Here is a 20273-nt window from a genome sequence, read left to right as displayed (position 1 = left end):
TTTGCATTATCGTTTGATAAGTCGCACAATGAGGGAGAATGTTAAGAGGAGGTTAACATGCAACAAGGAATGTTGTCTTCGGTTCTCCTATGTACATCTTTATTTATTGGAGCTCCTAGTGCATTTGCAACGGAAATGCAGCCAAAACAAGTCGAGCTGTTAATTGATAATCAACAGATTAATCAAAAGGTGGCCGAACTGCTTCAGTCTGCCACCCAAGGCAATGCCGACTCACTCAATTTTGCTCTTGAAAGAATGGCCCTCCCCCAACAAGAGGTTGCCAGATACCTACTCTTAAAGAAAATGGAAGCTCAGAATGTTCCTTTGACACCTAGTATGTCTTTGTTTGTCGAGCAGCAAAAAAGTATGGCTCCTGCCTATCAGGTATTGGACCGAGGTGAAGGGTATGAATTTTCAATTCCAGCCTTTAACTATCCAGCGATCGCTAGTCGTATACTTAAACGGTGGAAGCAAGATGCTTTAGCTCTAGACTTTGTGCATCATGCAGAGCGAGGAGAGCTAAGTTTGAAATCCTGGTTATCAGGTGATGAATATCAACTCCAAGTAAGAGAAGCTTTATTTTTACGTGAGCTTAGTAGCTTATCTTCAGAAGCAGTTGAGGGCTTAGTATCCCAATTGACCGATGAAACGATCACCAGTTGGCTCCCGTCCTCCCAGATTATGGTCCATTTAGCACAGACAAGTAGGAGTCCAGAAGTCTATAAATTGTTGTGGCAAATGAGAGCGGATTATCACAGCCAAGTTGAGCTAAGTAGACTAGCGGAGCTTGGCGATGCATTTTCTGTTTCGCAGATTATGAGTGCATCTTATAACCCTAGCCTAAAAGAACAAGCAATTAAGGAATTGGCTCGTATCAAGCCAATGACAGAGAAAGTAAAAAAATTTTTAGTGGCTAGAATGACCTTACATGATGAAGTGTCTTTGGTCGCTACTGAGCTAGCCAACCAAGGTTATTCACCTTGGCTTAAGGAGCTTGCTAATCGTAACCCTCAAGTCCGAAGCCATGCTATTTTGAATGCTTTATCACAATAGTATTAACCTTATTAAAAAGAGGGATCGTCATATCCCTCTTTTTGTTATACTGCCTTCAGTTTAATCAAATCACAGCAGTTCTATGATTTTAAGGGATTTACGCGATTTTATTGTTTACCTTGAACAGGAAGGAAAGCTCAAACGTATTTCTGAGCCTGTTGATCCACATTATGAGATGACCGAGATTAGTGACCGCACTTTGCGTTCTGGTGGGCCAGCGCTACTGTTTGAAAATCCAATTGGTTATAACATCCCCGTACTAACAAACCTTTTTGGCACAGCTGAGAGGGTGGCAATGGGTATGGGCAGAAAAGATGTTATGGATTTGCGGGACGTGGGTAAATTGCTGGCTTATTTAAAAGAGCCAGAGCCTCCAAAAGGTTTTAAGGATGCCCTGAAAAAAATTCCCGTTTTCAGGCAGGTTCTTAATATGCCAGTGAAAAGGTTACGTAACGCTAAGTGTCAGCAAGTAATTTGGCAAGGTGATGAGGTTGACCTTGATAAAATTCCAGTGATGAGCTGTTGGCCGGATGATGTAGCACCTTTATTAACTTGGGGATTGACTATCACCCAAGGACCACTTAAGAAACGACAAAATCTTGGTATTTATCGCCAGCAAAAACTTAGTAAGAACAAAGTGATTATGCGTTGGCTTGCTCATCGTGGCGGAGCGCTTGATCTTAAAGATTGGGTGTTATCGAATCCAGGTGAGTTTTTCCCCGTTTCTGTGGCTTTTGGTGCTGATCCTGCCACCATCTTAGGCGCTGTGACACCAGTACCTGATACCTTATCGGAATATGCATTTGCTGGCTTGCTGCGTGGAAGTAAAACCGAGGTTGTGAAGTCTGTTAGTAATAACCTGGATGTTCCTGCAAGTGCAGAAATTGTGCTTGAGGGATACATAGACCCAAATGAATATGCAGATGAAGGTCCGTATGGAGACCACACCGGTTACTACAATGAAAAAGAAAAACATCATGTCTTTACCGTTACCCATATGACTATGCGTAAAGAACCGATATATCACAGTACTTATACTGGTCGCCCTCCTGATGAACCTGCAGTACTAGGCGTAGCATTAAACGAAGTTTTTGTCCCTATTTTACAAAAGCAATTTCCTGAAATTGTGGACTTTTATCTGCCACCTGAAGGTTGCTCCTATCGTATGGCTGTAGTGACAATGAAGAAACAATACCCAGGGCATGCAAAGCGCGTGATGATGGGTGTTTGGTCTTTCCTTCGTCAATTTATGTATACCAAATTTGTACTTGTCTGTGATGAACATGTTAATGCTCGTTGTTGGGATGATGTAATTAATACCATGTGTGAACATATGGATCCTGTTGGTGATACGTTAATAATAGAAAACACTCCAATAGATTCGCTTGATTTTGCTTCGCCTGTTGTCGGATTAGGTTCAAAAATGGGGTTGGATGCCACCGTCAAATGGGATGCAGAGAGTTCTGACTGCTCAGAATTACAATCTTCAGTACAAGAAGTCATTACACAAGAACAGTTATTTCAACTACGAGAAGCTTTCCCTGAAATCGTAGACATTGAGATGCCCGATTCCGGTGGTGTAGGTCGCTTTGTGATTGTTTCCATGCATAAGACACACGCGATGCAATCTCAAACTGTTCTCAGTGGAGTGTGGAAATTTCTTCAACAATATACGGATGCTAAGTTTGTCATCCTTTGTGATGATGATGTTAATGTTCGTGATTGGAACGATATTATATGGGCTATTACAACTAGAATGGATCCAGCACGCGATACTTCACTTGTTGATGCGCAAAATGGGCTTAGTTCAAAATTAGGCTTAGATGCAACAAAAAAATTTATAGGTGAGGTTCAGCGAGAGTGGGGGATTCCAATTCAGAAGGATCTTAGCTTGGTAGCGCAGGTTGATGCAAAATGGAGTAAGCTCGGTATATTGTGATGATGGTTTTATCATTAACTTTCTATTTTGTGAGTACTGATAGACAAGTATGATCAGAGTTTCGCTAGTTCGAGAGTCAGCATAAAAATAAAAAATGGCGTGTAACTTGTTAAAACTATGCGCAGAGTAATTAAGAGACCTACTTAGACAGGTAGGTTAGAGGAATATTATGACTATCCAATGCAAAGTAAAGTCTATTGAGCCTTTAGCTTGTAACACTTATCGAATTCTTTTACACCCAGAAACCCCTGTAGCGTTTAAAGCTGGACAATATTTAACAGTGGTGATGGGAGAAAAAGATAAACGTCCGTTTTCTATAGCAAGTAGCCCTTGCCGTCATCAAGGTGAGTTAGAGCTTCATATTGGTGCCGCTGAACATAACGCGTATGCGATTGAAGTTGTCGATGAGATGAAAAAAGCACTGGATAATGACACGGAAATTAATATTGAAGCGCCACATGGTGAAGCTTGGGTAAGAGAAGACAGCGAGCGACCACTGCTTTTAATTGCTGGAGGGACTGGCTTTAGTTATGTACGTTCAATCTTAGATCATTGTATTGCGCAAAATAAGGTTAATAATATCTATCTCTACTGGGGAGCTCGTGATGAGTGTCAGTTATACGCAATGGAAGAGCTTAATGATATTGCAAGTAAGTATGTGAATGTTCAATTTGTTCCAGTTGTTGAGCAAGCTAATTCTAACTGGACAGGGAGGCATGGAAATGTCTTGGCTGCAGTTGTTGAAGATTTTGAGTCCTTAGCTAACTATGATATCTATATTGCGGGTCGTTTTGAAATGGCAGGAGCAGCGCGAGAGCAGTTTACCCAAAATAAAGGAGTAAACAGAGAGCGGATTTTTGCTGATGCTTATGCCTTTATATAGTGTTGAACTATTTTTGAGCGTGATTATAAGGTTTTAGCCTTTTTTTTTATGGTTTTGGTGGTAAAATAACCGAACGATTCATTTTGCCTATTTTTAGGATAATAAATGCTTGCGTGACAGCTATATCTCCCTATAATGCGCATCCACTGACACGGCATGAGCTACGGCGATTTTAGCCAGTGTCGGTGAGGTAGAAATCAGCAAAAAAAATTAATTTAAAAAAGTGTTTGACTCTTTAAATTATATCGCTAGAATTCACCTCCGCTTTGAGAAGTTAATACATCAAAGCGCTGCTCTTTAACAATATAAACCTATCAATCTGTGTGGGCACTCGTTGATGATAATCCAAAAATGATTCTATTGAATCACTTTAGGTATCAATGAACTGAGTGACCAATACAAATAACGACTTTCTCTTGTAGAAAGGCATTATTTGGCACAGTCAATTCATTATCGTTCTGTTCCTATTTATTTAAGAAGAGAACGATAATAGCTTTAGAATTACATGTTTCTGTTTATTTTCGAATAAGCGGTAAATATTAGTTTTGAAGTCAGTATTCATTGAGCCCAATCCTATTTAGTTAGGAAATCAAAACTTTAAATTGAAGAGTTTGATCATGGCTCAGATTGAACGCTGGCGGCAGGCCTAACACATGCAAGTCGAGCGGAAACGAGAAGTAGCTTGCTACTTCGGCGTCGAGCGGCGGACGGGTGAGTAATGCCTGGGAAATTGCCTTGATGTGGGGGATAACCATTGGAAACGATGGCTAATACCGCATAATGCTTTTGTTTGTAATGAACGGAAGCCAAAGAGGGGGACCTTCGGGCCTCTCGCGTCAAGATATGCCCAGGTGGGATTAGCTAGTTGGTGAGGTAATGGCTCACCAAGGCGACGATCCCTAGCTGGTCTGAGAGGATGATCAGCCACACTGGAACTGAGACACGGTCCAGACTCCTACGGGAGGCAGCAGTGGGGAATATTGCACAATGGGCGCAAGCCTGATGCAGCCATGCCGCGTGTATGAAGAAGGCCTTCGGGTTGTAAAGTACTTTCAGCAGTGAGGAAGGTGGATGTGTTAATAGCGCATTCATTTGACGTTAGCTGCAGAAGAAGCACCGGCTAACTCCGTGCCAGCAGCCGCGGTAATACGGAGGGTGCGAGCGTTAATCGGAATTACTGGGCGTAAAGCGCATGCAGGTGGATGATTAAGTCAGATGTGAAAGCCCGGGGCTCAACCTCGGAATAGCATTTGAAACTGGTCATCTAGAGTACTGTAGAGGGGGGTAGAATTTCAGGTGTAGCGGTGAAATGCGTAGAGATCTGAAGGAATACCAGTGGCGAAGGCGGCCCCCTGGACAGATACTGACACTCAGATGCGAAAGCGTGGGGAGCAAACAGGATTAGATACCCTGGTAGTCCACGCCGTAAACGATGTCTACTTGGAGGTTGTGGCCTTGAGCCGTGGCTTTCGGAGCTAACGCGTTAAGTAGACCGCCTGGGGAGTACGGTCGCAAGATTAAAACTCAAATGAATTGACGGGGGCCCGCACAAGCGGTGGAGCATGTGGTTTAATTCGATGCAACGCGAAGAACCTTACCTACTCTTGACATCCAGAGAAGCCAGCGGAGACGCAGGTGTGCCTTCGGGAGCTCTGAGACAGGTGCTGCATGGCTGTCGTCAGCTCGTGTTGTGAAATGTTGGGTTAAGTCCCGCAACGAGCGCAACCCTTATCCTTGTTTGCCAGCGAGTAATGTCGGGAACTCCAGGGAGACTGCCGGTGATAAACCGGAGGAAGGTGGGGACGACGTCAAGTCATCATGGCCCTTACGAGTAGGGCTACACACGTGCTACAATGGCGCATACAGAGGGCGGCCAACTTGCAAAAGTGAGCGAATCCCAAAAAGTGCGTCGTAGTCCGGATTGGAGTCTGCAACTCGACTCCATGAAGTCGGAATCGCTAGTAATCGTGGATCAGAATGCCACGGTGAATACGTTCCCGGGCCTTGTACACACCGCCCGTCACACCATGGGAGTGGGCTGCAAAAGAAGTAGGTAGTTTAACCTTCGGGAGAACGCTTACCACTTTGTGGTTCATGACTGGGGTGAAGTCGTAACAAGGTAGCGCTAGGGGAACCTGGCGCTGGATCACCTCCTTATACGATGATTATTTTTGATGAGTACCCACACAGATTGATGGTTTATAGATTTTAAAGACGATACTGGGTCTGTAGCTCAGGTGGTTAGAGCGTTCGCCTGATAAGCGAGAGGTCGGTGGTTCAAGTCCACTCAGACCCACCAATCTTCATCCCAGAAGAGTTGGCATACAGTATCACACCTGATGGGGCTATAGCTCAGCTGGGAGAGCGCCTGCCTTGCACGCAGGAGGTCAGCAGTTCGATCCTGCTTAGCTCCACCATCTTTAAATGCATTTGCAATAGTGCACTTAAACATGGTTCTTAATTAGAATCTTGCTCTTTAACAATTTGGAAAGCTGACGAACAATAACCGTGATTGGTTGTTGTTCAAATAAAAGTTCTCAAATCCTAATGATTCTTTTTAACGAAAGAATGATTGGGTACCAACACACATTCAAGTGTTCTTGGAAACACCACAATTCGTTGTGGCGTTTATATTTGAGTCCGGCAAAATCGAACGCTGTCTCGCTCATTCAAATAATGAGACAGCAACTTTGGTTGTTTAATTAACAACACCAACTGAGCAAGACTCTTTGGGGTTGTATGGTTAAGTGACTAAGCGTACACGGTGGATGCCTTGGCAGTCAGAGGCGATGAAAGACGTAGTAACTTGCGATAAGCCCAGATTAGGTAGTAACAACCGTTTGAGTCTGGGATGTCTGAATGGGGAAACCCACGTGCATAAGCACGTATCATTAACTGAATACATAGGTTAATGAGGCAAACCGGGGGAACTGAAACATCTAAGTACCCCGAGGAAAAGAAATCAACCGAGATTCCGAAAGTAGCGGCGAGCGAAATTGGATTAGCCCTTAAGCTTTACACGCGTTAGACGAACAGCCTGGAAAGGCCGACAATAAAGGGTGATAGTCCCGTAGTCGACGACGTGTGTTCAGTGAAATCGAGTAGGACGGGACACGTGATATCCTGTCTGAATATGGGGGGACCATCCTCCAAGGCTAAATACTACTGACTGACCGATAGTGAACCAGTACCGTGAGGGAAAGGCGAAAAGAACCCCTGTGAGGGGAGTGAAATAGAACCTGAAACCGTGTACGTACAAGCAGTAGGAGCACCTTCGTGGTGTGACTGCGTACCTTTTGTATAATGGGTCAGCGACTTATATTCAGTAGCAAGGTTAACCATCTAGGGGAGCCGTAGAGAAATCGAGTCTTAACTGGGCGTCGAGTTGCTGGATATAGACCCGAAACCAGGTGATCTAGCCATGGGCAGGTTGAAGGTTGAGTAACATCAACTGGAGGACCGAACCGACTAATGTTGAAAAATTAGCGGATGACTTGTGGCTAGGGGTGAAAGGCCAATCAAACCTGGAGATAGCTGGTTCTCCCCGAAATCTATTTAGGTAGAGCCTCGGACGAATACTACTGGGGGTAGAGCACTGTTAAGGCTAGGGGGTCATCCCGACTTACCAACCCTTTGCAAACTCCGAATACCAGTAAGTACTATCCGGGAGACACACGGCGGGTGCTAACGTCCGTCGTGGAGAGGGAAACAACCCAGACCGCCAGCTAAGGTCCCAAAGTATAGCTAAGTGGGAAACGATGTGGGAAGGCTTAGACAGCTAGGATGTTGGCTTAGAAGCAGCCATCATTTAAAGAAAGCGTAATAGCTCACTAGTCGAGTCGGCCTGCGCGGAAGATGTAACGGGGCTAAGCTATACACCGAAGCTGCGGCAATACAGTTTACTGTATTGGGTAGGGGAGCGTTCTGTAAGCCGTTGAAGGTGTGCTGTAAGGCATGCTGGAGGTATCAGAAGTGCGAATGCTGACATGAGTAACGATAAAGGGGGTGAAAAACCCCCTCGCCGGAAGACCAAGGGTTCCTGTCCAACGTTAATCGGGGCAGGGTAAGTCGACCCCTAAGGCGAGGCCGAAAGGCGTAGTCGATGGGAAACGGGTTAATATTCCCGTACTTCTTACAATTGCGATGGGGGGACGGAGAAGGCTAGGTGAGCCTGGCGACGGTTGTCCAGGTTCAAGTGCGTAGGCTTGAGAGTTAGGTAAATCCGGCTCTCTCCAAAGCTGAGACACGACGTCGAGCACCTACGGGTGTGAAGTCATTGATGCCATGCTTCCAGGAAAAGCCTCTAAGCTTCAGATTGTAAGAAATCGTACCCCAAACCGACACAGGTGGTCGGGTAGAGAATACCAAGGCGCTTGAGAGAACTCGGGTGAAGGAACTAGGCAAAATGGTACCGTAACTTCGGGAGAAGGTACGCTCTTGTCGGTGAAGTCCCTTGCGGATGGAGCTAACGGGAGTCGCAGATACCAGGTGGCTGCAACTGTTTATTAAAAACACAGCACTGTGCAAAATCGTAAGATGACGTATACGGTGTGACGCCTGCCCGGTGCCGGAAGGTTAATTGATGGGGTTAGACTTAGGTCGAAGCTCTTGATCGAAGCCCCGGTAAACGGCGGCCGTAACTATAACGGTCCTAAGGTAGCGAAATTCCTTGTCGGGTAAGTTCCGACCTGCACGAATGGCGTAATGATGGCCACGCTGTCTCCACCCGAGACTCAGTGAAATTGAAATCGCTGTGAAGATGCAGTGTACCCGCGGCTAGACGGAAAGACCCCGTGAACCTTTACTACAGCTTGGCACTGAACATTGAGCCTACATGTGTAGGATAGGTGGGAGGCTTTGATATGTGCACGCCAGTGTGCATGGAGCCATCCTTGAAATACCACCCTTGTATGTTTGATGTTCTAACTTAGACCCATTATCTGGGTCAAGGACAGTGCCTGGTGGGTAGTTTGACTGGGGCGGTCTCCTCCCAAAGAGTAACGGAGGAGCACGAAGGTGGGCTAAACACGGTTGGACATCGTGTGGTTAGTGCAATGGCATAAGCCCGCTTGACTGCGAGAATGACAATTCGAGCAGGTGCGAAAGCAGGTCATAGTGATCCGGTGGTTCTGTATGGAAGGGCCATCGCTCAACGGATAAAAGGTACTCCGGGGATAACAGGCTGATACCGCCCAAGAGTTCATATCGACGGCGGTGTTTGGCACCTCGATGTCGGCTCATCACATCCTGGGGCTGAAGTCGGTCCCAAGGGTATGGCTGTTCGCCATTTAAAGTGGTACGCGAGCTGGGTTTAGAACGTCGTGAGACAGTTCGGTCCCTATCTGCCGTGGGCGTTGGAAGATTGAAGGGGGCTGCTCCTAGTACGAGAGGACCGGAGTGGACGAACCTCTGGTGTTCGGGTTGTCATGCCAATGGCATTGCCCGGTAGCTAAGTTCGGAATCGATAACCGCTGAAAGCATCTAAGCGGGAAGCGAGCCCTAAGATGAGTCTTCCCTGACCCCTTGAGGGTCCTAAAGGGTTGTTCAAGACTAGAACGTTGATAGGCAGGGTGTGTAAGCGTTGTGAGGCGTTGAGCTAACCTGTACTAATTGCCCGTGAGGCTTAACCATACAACACCCAAAGGGTTTTGTTGTGGACTCAAAGTAGAACATTGAATGTGTAGAGAACGCTCTTTAAAGAGTAAGCAGCTTTCCAGATTTTGACCGGTTGCGAGTGCGCAGCGGGTCACCTAATTTGCTTGGCGACCATAGCGTTGTGGACCCACCTGAACCCATGCCGAACTCAGAAGTGAAACACAATAGCGCCGATGGTAGTGTGGGGTCTCCCCATGTGAGAGTAGGACATCGCCAGGCTTTTATTTCGACTTGTCTTTATAGACGAGTCACCATAAAGCTTTTAAAACTAAGAGTTTTATGTTGACTTCAATAGTCAGTCGCGTATTATACGCGTCCTGCTTATGACCCAAAAGGAACTAAGCAACGCTCTTTAACAAACTAAACCTATCAATCTGTGTGGGCACTCGTTGATGATAATCCAAAAATGATTCTATTGAATCACTTTAGGTATCAATGAACTGAGTGACCAATACAAATAACGACTTTCTCTTGTAGAAAGGCATTATTTGGCACAGTCAATTCATTATCGTTCTGTTCCTATTTATTTAAGAAGAGAACGATAATAGCTTTAGAATTACATGTTTCTGTTTATTTTCGAATAAGCGGTAAATATTAGTTTTGAAGTCAGTATTCATTGAGCCCAATCCTATTTAGTTAGGAAATCAAAACTTTAAATTGAAGAGTTTGATCATGGCTCAGATTGAACGCTGGCGGCAGGCCTAACACATGCAAGTCGAGCGGAAACGAGAAGTAGCTTGCTACTTCGGCGTCGAGCGGCGGACGGGTGAGTAATGCCTGGGAAATTGCCTTGATGTGGGGGATAACCATTGGAAACGATGGCTAATACCGCATAATGCTTTTGTTTGTAATGAACGGAAGCCAAAGAGGGGGACCTTCGGGCCTCTTGCGTCAAGATATGCCCAGGTGGGATTAGCTAGTTGGTGAGGTAATGGCTCACCAAGGCGACGATCCCTAGCTGGTCTGAGAGGATGATCAGCCACACTGGAACTGAGACACGGTCCAGACTCCTACGGGAGGCAGCAGTGGGGAATATTGCACAATGGGCGCAAGCCTGATGCAGCCATGCCGCGTGTATGAAGAAGGCCTTCGGGTTGTAAAGTACTTTCAGCAGTGAGGAAGGTGGATGTGTTAATAGCGCATTCATTTGACGTTAGCTGCAGAAGAAGCACCGGCTAACTCCGTGCCAGCAGCCGCGGTAATACGGAGGGTGCGAGCGTTAATCGGAATTACTGGGCGTAAAGCGCATGCAGGTGGATGATTAAGTCAGATGTGAAAGCCCGGGGCTCAACCTCGGAATAGCATTTGAAACTGGTCATCTAGAGTACTGTAGAGGGGGGTAGAATTTCAGGTGTAGCGGTGAAATGCGTAGAGATCTGAAGGAATACCAGTGGCGAAGGCGGCCCCCTGGACAGATACTGACACTCAGATGCGAAAGCGTGGGGAGCAAACAGGATTAGATACCCTGGTAGTCCACGCCGTAAACGATGTCTACTTGGAGGTTGTGGCCTTGAGCCGTGGCTTTCGGAGCTAACGCGTTAAGTAGACCGCCTGGGGAGTACGGTCGCAAGATTAAAACTCAAATGAATTGACGGGGGCCCGCACAAGCGGTGGAGCATGTGGTTTAATTCGATGCAACGCGAAGAACCTTACCTACTCTTGACATCCAGAGAAGCCAGCGGAGACGCAGGTGTGCCTTCGGGAGCTCTGAGACAGGTGCTGCATGGCTGTCGTCAGCTCGTGTTGTGAAATGTTGGGTTAAGTCCCGCAACGAGCGCAACCCTTATCCTTGTTTGCCAGCGAGTAATGTCGGGAACTCCAGGGAGACTGCCGGTGATAAACCGGAGGAAGGTGGGGACGACGTCAAGTCATCATGGCCCTTACGAGTAGGGCTACACACGTGCTACAATGGCGCATACAGAGGGCGGCCAACTTGCAAAAGTGAGCGAATCCCAAAAAGTGCGTCGTAGTCCGGATTGGAGTCTGCAACTCGACTCCATGAAGTCGGAATCGCTAGTAATCGTGGATCAGAATGCCACGGTGAATACGTTCCCGGGCCTTGTACACACCGCCCGTCACACCATGGGAGTGGGCTGCAAAAGAAGTAGGTAGTTTAACCTTCGGGAGAACGCTTACCACTTTGTGGTTCATGACTGGGGTGAAGTCGTAACAAGGTAGCGCTAGGGGAACCTGGCGCTGGATCACCTCCTTATACGATGATTATTTTTGATGAGTACCCACACAGATTGATGGTTTATGTAGTTTAAGAGAAAGAAGATATCCCAATATCTTCAACTTAGTGTCCCGTTCGTCTAGAGGCCTAGGACACCGCCCTTTCACGGCGGTAACAGGGGTTCGACTCCCCTACGGGATACCATTGGGTCGTTAGCTCAGTTGGTAGAGCAGTTGACTTTTAATCAATTGGTCGCAGGTTCGAATCCTGCACGACCCACCATTCTTCACCACGAAGAAGTAAAACTCTGTGGGCGATTAGCTCAGTTGGGAGAGCACCTGCCTTACAAGCAGGGGGTCACTGGTTCGAGCCCGGTATCGCCCACCATTCTCTAAGTATTTTTGCGTTTCAATTTCTATTACCGCCACCGTTAAACGTATGTGGTTGTAATTATTGACGTCGATAGTATTTAGACAATGTAGTTTCCACTAGGAAGATACATCGCTCTTTAACAATTTGGAAAGCTGACGAACAATAACCGTGATTGGTTGTTGTTCAAATAAAAGTTCTCAAATCCTAATGATTCTTTTTAACGAAAGAATGATTGGGTACCAACACACATTCAAGTGTTCTTGGAAACACCACAATTCGTTGTGGCGTTTATATTTGAGTCCGGCAAAATCGAACGCTGTCTCGCTCATTCAAATAATGAGACAGCAACTTTGGTTGTTTAATTAACAACACCAACTGAGCAAGACTCTTTGGGGTTGTATGGTTAAGTGACTAAGCGTACACGGTGGATGCCTTGGCAGTCAGAGGCGATGAAAGACGTAGTAACTTGCGATAAGCCCAGATTAGGTAGTAACAACCGTTTGAGTCTGGGATGTCTGAATGGGGAAACCCACGTGCATAAGCACGTATCATTAACTGAATACATAGGTTAATGAGGCAAACCGGGGGAACTGAAACATCTAAGTACCCCGAGGAAAAGAAATCAACCGAGATTCCGAAAGTAGCGGCGAGCGAAATTGGATTAGCCCTTAAGCTTTACACGCGTTAGACGAACAGCCTGGAAAGGCCGACAATAAAGGGTGATAGTCCCGTAGTCGACGACGTGTGTTCAGTGAAATCGAGTAGGACGGGACACGTGATATCCTGTCTGAATATGGGGGGACCATCCTCCAAGGCTAAATACTACTGACTGACCGATAGTGAACCAGTACCGTGAGGGAAAGGCGAAAAGAACCCCTGTGAGGGGAGTGAAATAGAACCTGAAACCGTGTACGTACAAGCAGTAGGAGCACCTTCGTGGTGTGACTGCGTACCTTTTGTATAATGGGTCAGCGACTTATATTCAGTAGCAAGGTTAACCATCTAGGGGAGCCGTAGAGAAATCGAGTCTTAACTGGGCGTCGAGTTGCTGGATATAGACCCGAAACCAGGTGATCTAGCCATGGGCAGGTTGAAGGTTGAGTAACATCAACTGGAGGACCGAACCGACTAATGTTGAAAAATTAGCGGATGACTTGTGGCTAGGGGTGAAAGGCCAATCAAACCTGGAGATAGCTGGTTCTCCCCGAAATCTATTTAGGTAGAGCCTCGGACGAATACTACTGGGGGTAGAGCACTGTTAAGGCTAGGGGGTCATCCCGACTTACCAACCCTTTGCAAACTCCGAATACCAGTAAGTACTATCCGGGAGACACACGGCGGGTGCTAACGTCCGTCGTGGAGAGGGAAACAACCCAGACCGCCAGCTAAGGTCCCAAAGTATAGCTAAGTGGGAAACGATGTGGGAAGGCTTAGACAGCTAGGATGTTGGCTTAGAAGCAGCCATCATTTAAAGAAAGCGTAATAGCTCACTAGTCGAGTCGGCCTGCGCGGAAGATGTAACGGGGCTAAGCTATACACCGAAGCTGCGGCAATACAGTTTACTGTATTGGGTAGGGGAGCGTTCTGTAAGCCGTTGAAGGTGTGCTGTAAGGCATGCTGGAGGTATCAGAAGTGCGAATGCTGACATGAGTAACGATAAAGGGGGTGAAAAACCCCCTCGCCGGAAGACCAAGGGTTCCTGTCCAACGTTAATCGGGGCAGGGTAAGTCGACCCCTAAGGCGAGGCCGAAAGGCGTAGTCGATGGGAAACGGGTTAATATTCCCGTACTTCTTACAATTGCGATGGGGGGACGGAGAAGGCTAGGTGAGCCTGGCGACGGTTGTCCAGGTTCAAGTGCGTAGGCTTGAGAGTTAGGTAAATCCGGCTCTCTCCAAAGCTGAGACACGACGTCGAGCACCTACGGGTGTGAAGTCATTGATGCCATGCTTCCAGGAAAAGCCTCTAAGCTTCAGATTGTAAGAAATCGTACCCCAAACCGACACAGGTGGTCGGGTAGAGAATACCAAGGCGCTTGAGAGAACTCGGGTGAAGGAACTAGGCAAAATGGTACCGTAACTTCGGGAGAAGGTACGCTCTTGTCGGTGAAGTCCCTTGCGGATGGAGCTAACGGGAGTCGCAGATACCAGGTGGCTGCAACTGTTTATTAAAAACACAGCACTGTGCAAAATCGTAAGATGACGTATACGGTGTGACGCCTGCCCGGTGCCGGAAGGTTAATTGATGGGGTTAGACTTAGGTCGAAGCTCTTGATCGAAGCCCCGGTAAACGGCGGCCGTAACTATAACGGTCCTAAGGTAGCGAAATTCCTTGTCGGGTAAGTTCCGACCTGCACGAATGGCGTAATGATGGCCACGCTGTCTCCACCCGAGACTCAGTGAAATTGAAATCGCTGTGAAGATGCAGTGTACCCGCGGCTAGACGGAAAGACCCCGTGAACCTTTACTACAGCTTGGCACTGAACATTGAGCCTACATGTGTAGGATAGGTGGGAGGCTTTGATATGTGCACGCCAGTGTGCATGGAGCCATCCTTGAAATACCACCCTTGTATGTTTGATGTTCTAACTTAGACCCATTATCTGGGTCAAGGACAGTGCCTGGTGGGTAGTTTGACTGGGGCGGTCTCCTCCCAAAGAGTAACGGAGGAGCACGAAGGTGGGCTAAACACGGTTGGACATCGTGTGGTTAGTGCAATGGCATAAGCCCGCTTGACTGCGAGAATGACAATTCGAGCAGGTGCGAAAGCAGGTCATAGTGATCCGGTGGTTCTGTATGGAAGGGCCATCGCTCAACGGATAAAAGGTACTCCGGGGATAACAGGCTGATACCGCCCAAGAGTTCATATCGACGGCGGTGTTTGGCACCTCGATGTCGGCTCATCACATCCTGGGGCTGAAGTCGGTCCCAAGGGTATGGCTGTTCGCCATTTAAAGTGGTACGCGAGCTGGGTTTAGAACGTCGTGAGACAGTTCGGTCCCTATCTGCCGTGGGCGTTGGAAGATTGAAGGGGGCTGCTCCTAGTACGAGAGGACCGGAGTGGACGAACCTCTGGTGTTCGGGTTGTCATGCCAATGGCATTGCCCGGTAGCTAAGTTCGGAATCGATAACCGCTGAAAGCATCTAAGCGGGAAGCGAGCCCTAAGATGAGTCTTCCCTGACCCCTTGAGGGTCCTAAAGGGTTGTTCAAGACTAGAACGTTGATAGGCAGGGTGTGTAAGCGTTGTGAGGCGTTGAGCTAACCTGTACTAATTGCCCGTGAGGCTTAACCATACAACACCCAAAGGGTTTTGTTGTGGACTCAAAGTAGAACATTGAATGTGTAGAGAACGCTCTTTAAAGAGTAAGCAGCTTTCCAGATTTTGACCGGTTGCGAGTGCGCAGCGGGTCACCTAATTTGCTTGGCGACCATAGCGTTGTGGACCCACCTGAACCCATGCCGAACTCAGAAGTGAAACACAATAGCGCCGATGGTAGTGTGGGGTCTCCCCATGTGAGAGTAGGACATCGCCAGGCTTCAAATTACCTTATTTAAGACAAGTATCTTAGATAATACTACGCTGATATAGCTCAGGTGGTAGAGCGCATCCTTGGTAAGGATGAGGTCCCCAGTTCGAGTCTGGGTATCAGCACCAAAAGAATTTTGCTTGGCGACCATAGCGTTGTGGACCCACCTGATTCCATGTCGAACTCAGAAGTGAAACACAATAGCGCCGATGGTAGTGTGGGGTCTCCCCATGTGAGAGTAGGACATCGCCAGGCTTTTAAATTTAGATGTAGAGTCTAACCAGTGTGGAGCGGTAGTTCAGTTGGTTAGAATACCGGCCTGTCACGTCGCGGGTTCGAGTCCCGTCCGCTCCGTCAATTTTTCTCAACCCCAGCAGCAATGCTGGGGTTTTTTGTATCTTCCATCTTAAACTAGTATGTACTCGAATATGAGACTTTTATCTTTCAAGTCGCCTTTGTACTTTAAGGTCATAGCTAACTTGAAAGTATCCTTTGTCTGCGTTTAGTCAGCAGCTTCTATATACATAATCACGGTTTAAACCTTTTTGTACTGAACCGAATATTGCACCGCTATAACTATATTTAGTACAAAAAGCCGGCCATATGGTCGGCTGAAATTATCTTAGATAAATAGAATTAAGCTTGTACTAATGTGAGTGCTTTTTTGGAAACTTCCCGGGCTGCTTGAGGCATGTTTTGTTTCTCCAGTGCGTCAGCTAGATAGGCGTAGTCAGATAAACTAGAACGAATTGATAGTGCTCTCTCAAGGTGCTGCTGTGCTTTAGACCAGTTTCCCTTTCTTAAATGAAATTGTGCAAGAGCACTATGAGCAGAGGCGTTACCAGCATCTTTTTTTAATATATCATCTAGAAATGTCATGATCGGGTGGGGATCTGATAAGTTCATATCCGGTAACAAGGTATAAAGACTGCTGTTAGGGTGTTTCTTCAAATGTTCTTTTACTAGAGTAAAAGCATTGCTGTCAGACTTACGAGATATAAGCTGTTTAGCACAACACTCAACCAGATGAGTATCGTTTTTTAACTTACGTGGCAAGCTGTTCCAGTATGAAGTCACACCGTCGCTACCTTGTTGCTGCGATATTTGTTCAATTAATCCGCATTGAGCTTGACGGGTGAGAAGCATGCGCTCTTCTTTTGAGATGACGTTGTTTTTTTCTAGCTCAGGTAAACTGTCAAGCAACGGCTGCCACATATTAAGTTCAGTACGTATTGTTTTGAGTAAAGTCAGAGCAACTTGGTTATTGGATTGATTGGATTTTAATTCACAAAGAGTTTCAAAAGCAGCACTGAAGTTTTTTTCTGCGACTTGCTGTTTTGTATATGTGAGGGCAACCGCCAGCTGTGAGTTTTCTTGTTCAGAAGCGAGCTTCAGATACTGTTCTCGCTTTTGCTTATCGCCCATCCCATGTGCGGCTTCAGAAGCAACTAAGTAGCACAATAGAGGCATGTCATGATGGTTAGCCCAGTGAATTACCTTTTTCTCTGCTGATTTAAAATCCCCCTCAAGCAGCTTTATTATGCCTTCATTCGTAAAACGACGAGCTCGTCTTACTTTCCGAACTGAAAAATAGTTCCAAGTTGCAAAGCTGGTATATAGCGTTTTTTTTATCAGAAATTCTAAGCCAAAGAGTATACCTATACCAGCAAGTACCAAGATAATCAGTGTAGTTACGCTCATTTCTATGGTTTTATCTGCGATGGAAATCAGCACGTACCCTTGTTGGCCTGTGTATTGTGTCCCTACGAAAAGTCCTGACCCTAAAATAACGAACAGAAAAGCCAATCTAAACATTATTTACCCTCCGTTATCAAAGTGGTAACTTCTCGACGAAGACGTTCACGAATCACATCTGATAGAATTTTCTGAGTTTCTAGTTTAACAGGGTAATCCACTTGAATGTTTTGTTTGCTCAGCAGCTCTAGTGCATTGTTAAATTCAGTAACTGTATTGGACTCCTGATTGAAGAAAGTAATGGACCATGTGTCAGCAGTGGCCAAAGCTATTGAATAGATTTCTTGTTGCTCTATATAAACGGCTTTGATGGCGGTCTCAAGTTTAGATTTGATATTTTCTTTCAGATAAAAGTGCTGCTGTGGTGAAAGTAGAGGAATAACATTTCCATCTCGGACGCGGAATGTAACAAAATTTTGTGAAAAGTCTTTAAGTGATGTAGTTAGGTTGCTTTTCCAGTCATTAATATCTTTTGAGACGTCAGGCTGCTGTTTTTTTGCAGAATCTGGAAGAATAGCATTAGCCAGAGGTAGATTATCTACTTGTTGCTGTAACGCAGTAATCCTTAATACTAGGCCATCCCTATCTATTATCGGGATGGCTTTCAGCTTTATTATATCATTTGCAAGAGATTGCCGAAGTGGAACCAAGTTGGGATCATTAAGTGTTGCTATGCGTTGGTCTGCACTTTCCATTAGTTCAGTTGCACTAACAACATCGTGTTCTAGGAACAACTTACGGCCAGCCAACTTTACTAGGTAATCAGATTCTGCAAGTAACCAGTCATCAGGTCGTCGCCCTTTTACTTCAGCCAATGCTAGTTGCAAGCTATCAATACTTCTTTGTTGCTGAGCTAAGCGAGTCTCAGTTTTGTGCGAGGCTGCTTCTGTGTTTGATTCTGCAGTTTCTTTACTAGCAAGGATCTCTTGCTTTATTGATGATTTAGTCTGCTGTAATTCAGTTTGCAAGGTGCTGATTTGTGTTTGATATTGAGTGCTCTGATGCTCTACATATAAAAGAACGCTACTTGGCAATAATATGGAAAGAGCGATGGCTAGGAGGCCAAGCTTTGCACCATGCTGGGTTGTTTTCTTGGGTTTGGTGTTACTTGTTATTGCTTCTGTTACCGGCTCCTCTTTGATATCTTTTCTATCCTCTTGTTGTGATTGAGGGTTTGTTTCAGGTTCAATGGAGTTATTTTTATTCTTGCTTGTCATTGCATGTGGTCCTGTTCTATTTTGGTTGCAGAGCAGCCAGTAAATCCTTATTAGAAGCACTACCTGTATTGATTACATCGAGAAAACCTAACAGTTTAGCTTGGTTTGCAATTCGTTGACTTGGAACAAAGAGCCGCAGCTTAAATATCCAGTCTGTTTGTGGCTGAGTCAGTTGAGATACAAAGTGGTTTAGTTGACCTAGGCTGGTAATCACTATCTGTTTGATATGGTTACTTTGCCAGTTAAGTAGTTCAACATTGGGGTCAAAAGCCAGACTATCTCTTTTATATACTTCGAGATAGCTAACGTGCGCAGCTCGCTTTAACAGTGTGCTATAGATAAGTTCACGACCACCATTACCTCGAAGAATAATAATATTCTTATTTTTTGTGCGTTTAAGTTGTTTAAGTTGAAGCAGGTGCTCGCTATCTGCAACATCAGGGTAGTGTACGTTTTGTTGGCTGAGTTTGCTTAATACATGTGCTGTTTTTTGACCGATCGCAATGTAGGTTGCTGTATTGGGCCACTCACCATTGAGCGCTTGTTGAGAAAATGTGACGGCGTGCTGGCTAACAGCGATGATAATATCGACATTGGCCAGACTTTTTCTAATACAGGAAAAATCATTTCCAGGTGAAATTTTTAATAGAGGGAAGTGAAGAGCCTTTATACCAGTGGCGTTTAACTGCTGGCAAAGAGCTTGACCTTGTTCACCTGGGCGAGTGATCAATACGGCCATGGTTTTACTCTTGTTCCGCGTATAATTTGGTTAGAATACCACGAGCCCCACGGTCTAATAACTGATGCGCGAGTGTAACACCAAGTGTTACTGCCTCTTTTCGTGAACCTCTGATTTCACCACGTACTATTTTTGAACCATCAGGTTCTCCGACTAAGGCTCTTAACCAAAGTTCATCATCCTCTAGCAAAGAATAACTGCCGATTGGTACTTGACAGCCTCCTTCTAACGTTAAGTTCATTGCACGCTCACACATGACCTTGTCATAGGTGTCTTGGTGATTTAGTGGTTCAAGAAGTCGTATCAGTCGCTCATCGTTCAAGCGGCATTCAATACCGACGGCTCCTTGACCAACTGCTGGTAGAGACTGTTCAGGTTCAATTAAATCGCGGATTCGTTCCTCTAGATTCAGACGTTTTAGGCCTGCAGCAGCTAAAATGATTGCATCATACTCGCCAGAATCGAGTTTACTTAATCGGGTGCCTACGTTGCCTCTTAATTCGTTAATGTTTAAATCAGGGCGATATTCCTTGATTTGGCATTGACGGCGTAAACTACAGGTACCAACAATCGCTCCTTGAGGAAGTTGGTCTATATTGTCGTATTTATTCGATACAAAAGCATCTCTGGCATCTTCACGCTCACAAATGGTTACCAATCCTAAACCTACAGGAAACTCTACAGGGACATCTTTCATTGAGTGTACGGCGAGATCAGCACGATCTTCTAAAATGGCAACTTCGAGTTCTTTTACAAATAAGCCTTTACCACCAACTTTTGCTAAAGGAGTATCTAAAATTACATCACCTTTAGTTACCATAGTGATGAGTTCAACCTCTAATCCCGGATGTGCGGCTTGTAGGGCGTCTCTTACATAGTGAGCTTGCCAAAGTGCAAGTGGGCTCTTTCGTGTGGCTATTCGAATGGGAGTTGATTGTGTCATATTGGTTTTTGGTTCGAAG

The 20273-nt window shown here is 45.9% G+C and carries 7 protein-coding genes, 6 tRNA genes and 7 rRNA genes; 16 read left to right on the top strand and 4 right to left on the bottom strand.

All coding sequences use genetic code 11. The features are described from left to right. The first annotated feature begins 57 nt into the window (after positions 1-57). The 16 genes from OCV27_RS14230 to rrf (OCV27_RS14155) all read left to right on the top strand — a co-directional run bounded on the left by OCV27_RS14230 (position 58) and on the right by rrf (OCV27_RS14155) (position 15855). Positions 58-1053, top strand: coding sequence for a hypothetical protein (locus OCV27_RS14230; protein WP_125320155.1), 996 nt, complete (start codon positions 58-60; stop codon positions 1051-1053). An 82-nt stretch (positions 1054-1135) separates the two neighbouring features. Beyond that, positions 1136-2992 carry a 4-hydroxy-3-polyprenylbenzoate decarboxylase gene (gene ubiD, locus OCV27_RS14225; protein WP_125320156.1) on the top strand — a complete coding sequence of 619 codons (1857 nt, stop codon included), beginning with the start codon at positions 1136-1138 and terminating at the stop codon, positions 2990-2992. A gap of 169 nt (positions 2993-3161) precedes the next feature. Then, on the top strand, positions 3162-3875 hold the full coding sequence (gene fre, locus OCV27_RS14220) for an NAD(P)H-flavin reductase (RefSeq protein WP_125320157.1): 714 nt from the start codon (positions 3162-3164) through the stop codon (positions 3873-3875). A gap of 599 nt (positions 3876-4474) precedes the next feature. Next, a 16S ribosomal RNA gene (locus OCV27_RS14215) occupies positions 4475-6032 on the top strand. A gap of 65 nt (positions 6033-6097) precedes the next feature. Continuing rightward, positions 6098-6174 (top strand) — tRNA-Ile (locus OCV27_RS14210). 42 nt (positions 6175-6216) lie between these two features. Next, a tRNA-Ala gene (locus tag OCV27_RS14205) sits at positions 6217-6292 on the top strand. A 324-nt stretch (positions 6293-6616) separates the two neighbouring features. Continuing rightward, positions 6617-9506 (top strand): 23S ribosomal RNA (locus OCV27_RS14200). A gap of 127 nt (positions 9507-9633) precedes the next feature. Then, positions 9634-9749: ribosomal RNA gene (gene rrf, locus OCV27_RS14195) — 5S ribosomal RNA — on the top strand. 435 nt (positions 9750-10184) lie between these two features. Further along, positions 10185-11742: ribosomal RNA gene (locus OCV27_RS14190) — 16S ribosomal RNA — on the top strand. An 89-nt stretch (positions 11743-11831) separates the two neighbouring features. Next, positions 11832-11907: transfer RNA gene (locus OCV27_RS14185), tRNA-Glu, on the top strand. Between the two features lie 2 nt (positions 11908-11909). Continuing rightward, positions 11910-11985: transfer RNA gene (locus OCV27_RS14180), tRNA-Lys, on the top strand. A gap of 29 nt (positions 11986-12014) precedes the next feature. Next, positions 12015-12090, top strand: a tRNA-Val gene (locus OCV27_RS14175). Positions 12091-12476: 386 nt separating this feature from the next. After that, positions 12477-15366 (top strand): 23S ribosomal RNA (locus OCV27_RS14170). A gap of 127 nt (positions 15367-15493) precedes the next feature. Beyond that, positions 15494-15609 (top strand): 5S ribosomal RNA (gene rrf, locus OCV27_RS14165). A 43-nt stretch (positions 15610-15652) separates the two neighbouring features. After that, positions 15653-15728, top strand: a tRNA-Thr gene (locus OCV27_RS14160). 11 nt (positions 15729-15739) lie between these two features. Then, a 5S ribosomal RNA gene (gene rrf / locus OCV27_RS14155) occupies positions 15740-15855 on the top strand. The 16S, 23S and 5S rRNA genes sit together here with 6 tRNA genes alongside, the layout of an rRNA operon. Positions 15856-16236: 381 nt before the next feature. Here rrf (OCV27_RS14155) and OCV27_RS14150 read toward each other — a convergent pair. The 4 genes from OCV27_RS14150 to hemC are packed head-to-tail and all read right to left on the bottom strand — an operon-like array spanning position 16237 to position 20254. Then, positions 16237-17415: a heme biosynthesis protein HemY gene (locus tag OCV27_RS14150; protein ID WP_125322419.1), complete on the bottom strand. Its 1179-nt coding sequence runs from the start codon at positions 17413-17415 to the stop codon at positions 16237-16239. Then, the gene (locus OCV27_RS14145; protein WP_125322418.1) at positions 17415-18572 is read right to left on the bottom strand and encodes a uroporphyrinogen-III C-methyltransferase; all 1158 of its coding nucleotides are present in this window, start codon (positions 18570-18572) and stop codon (positions 17415-17417) included. The genes OCV27_RS14150 and OCV27_RS14145 overlap by 1 nt, the downstream gene beginning before the upstream one ends. A gap of 16 nt (positions 18573-18588) precedes the next feature. Then, positions 18589-19311, bottom strand: a complete 723-nt coding sequence (locus OCV27_RS14140) for a uroporphyrinogen-III synthase (protein WP_125322417.1) — start codon at positions 19309-19311, stop codon at positions 18589-18591. Between the two features lie 4 nt (positions 19312-19315). After that, on the bottom strand, positions 19316-20254 hold the full coding sequence (gene hemC, locus OCV27_RS14135; RefSeq protein ID WP_125322416.1) for a hydroxymethylbilane synthase: 939 nt from the start codon (positions 20252-20254) through the stop codon (positions 19316-19318). Positions 20255-20273 lie beyond the last annotated feature (19 nt).

Source organism: Vibrio pectenicida (assembly GCA_024347015.1).
Classification (GTDB): Bacteria; Pseudomonadota; Gammaproteobacteria; order Enterobacterales; family Vibrionaceae; genus Vibrio; species Vibrio pectenicida.
Note: the sequence above shows the minus strand (reverse complement) of the source record. Positions and strands in the feature narration are given on the sequence as shown.

What these genes read in the sequence shown, in the direction of transcription:
- fre (WP_125320157.1), top strand. Translation starts at nt 3,162, where the DNA reads ATGACTATCCAATGCAAAGTAAAGTCTATTGAGCCTTTAGCTTGTAAC.
- OCV27_RS14145 (WP_125322418.1), bottom strand. Translation starts at nt 18,572, where the DNA reads ATGACAAGCAAGAATAAAAATAACTCCATTGAACCTGAAACAAACCCT.
- OCV27_RS14140 (WP_125322417.1), bottom strand. Translation starts at nt 19,311, where the DNA reads ATGGCCGTATTGATCACTCGCCCAGGTGAACAAGGTCAAGCTCTTTGC.
- hemC (WP_125322416.1), bottom strand. Translation starts at nt 20,254, where the DNA reads ATGACACAATCAACTCCCATTCGAATAGCCACACGAAAGAGCCCACTT.
- OCV27_RS14150 (WP_125322419.1), bottom strand. Translation starts at nt 17,415, where the DNA reads ATGTTTAGATTGGCTTTTCTGTTCGTTATTTTAGGGTCAGGACTTTTC.
- ubiD (WP_125320156.1), top strand. Translation starts at nt 1,136, where the DNA reads ATGATTTTAAGGGATTTACGCGATTTTATTGTTTACCTTGAACAGGAA.
- OCV27_RS14230 (WP_125320155.1), top strand. Translation starts at nt 58, where the DNA reads ATGCAACAAGGAATGTTGTCTTCGGTTCTCCTATGTACATCTTTATTT.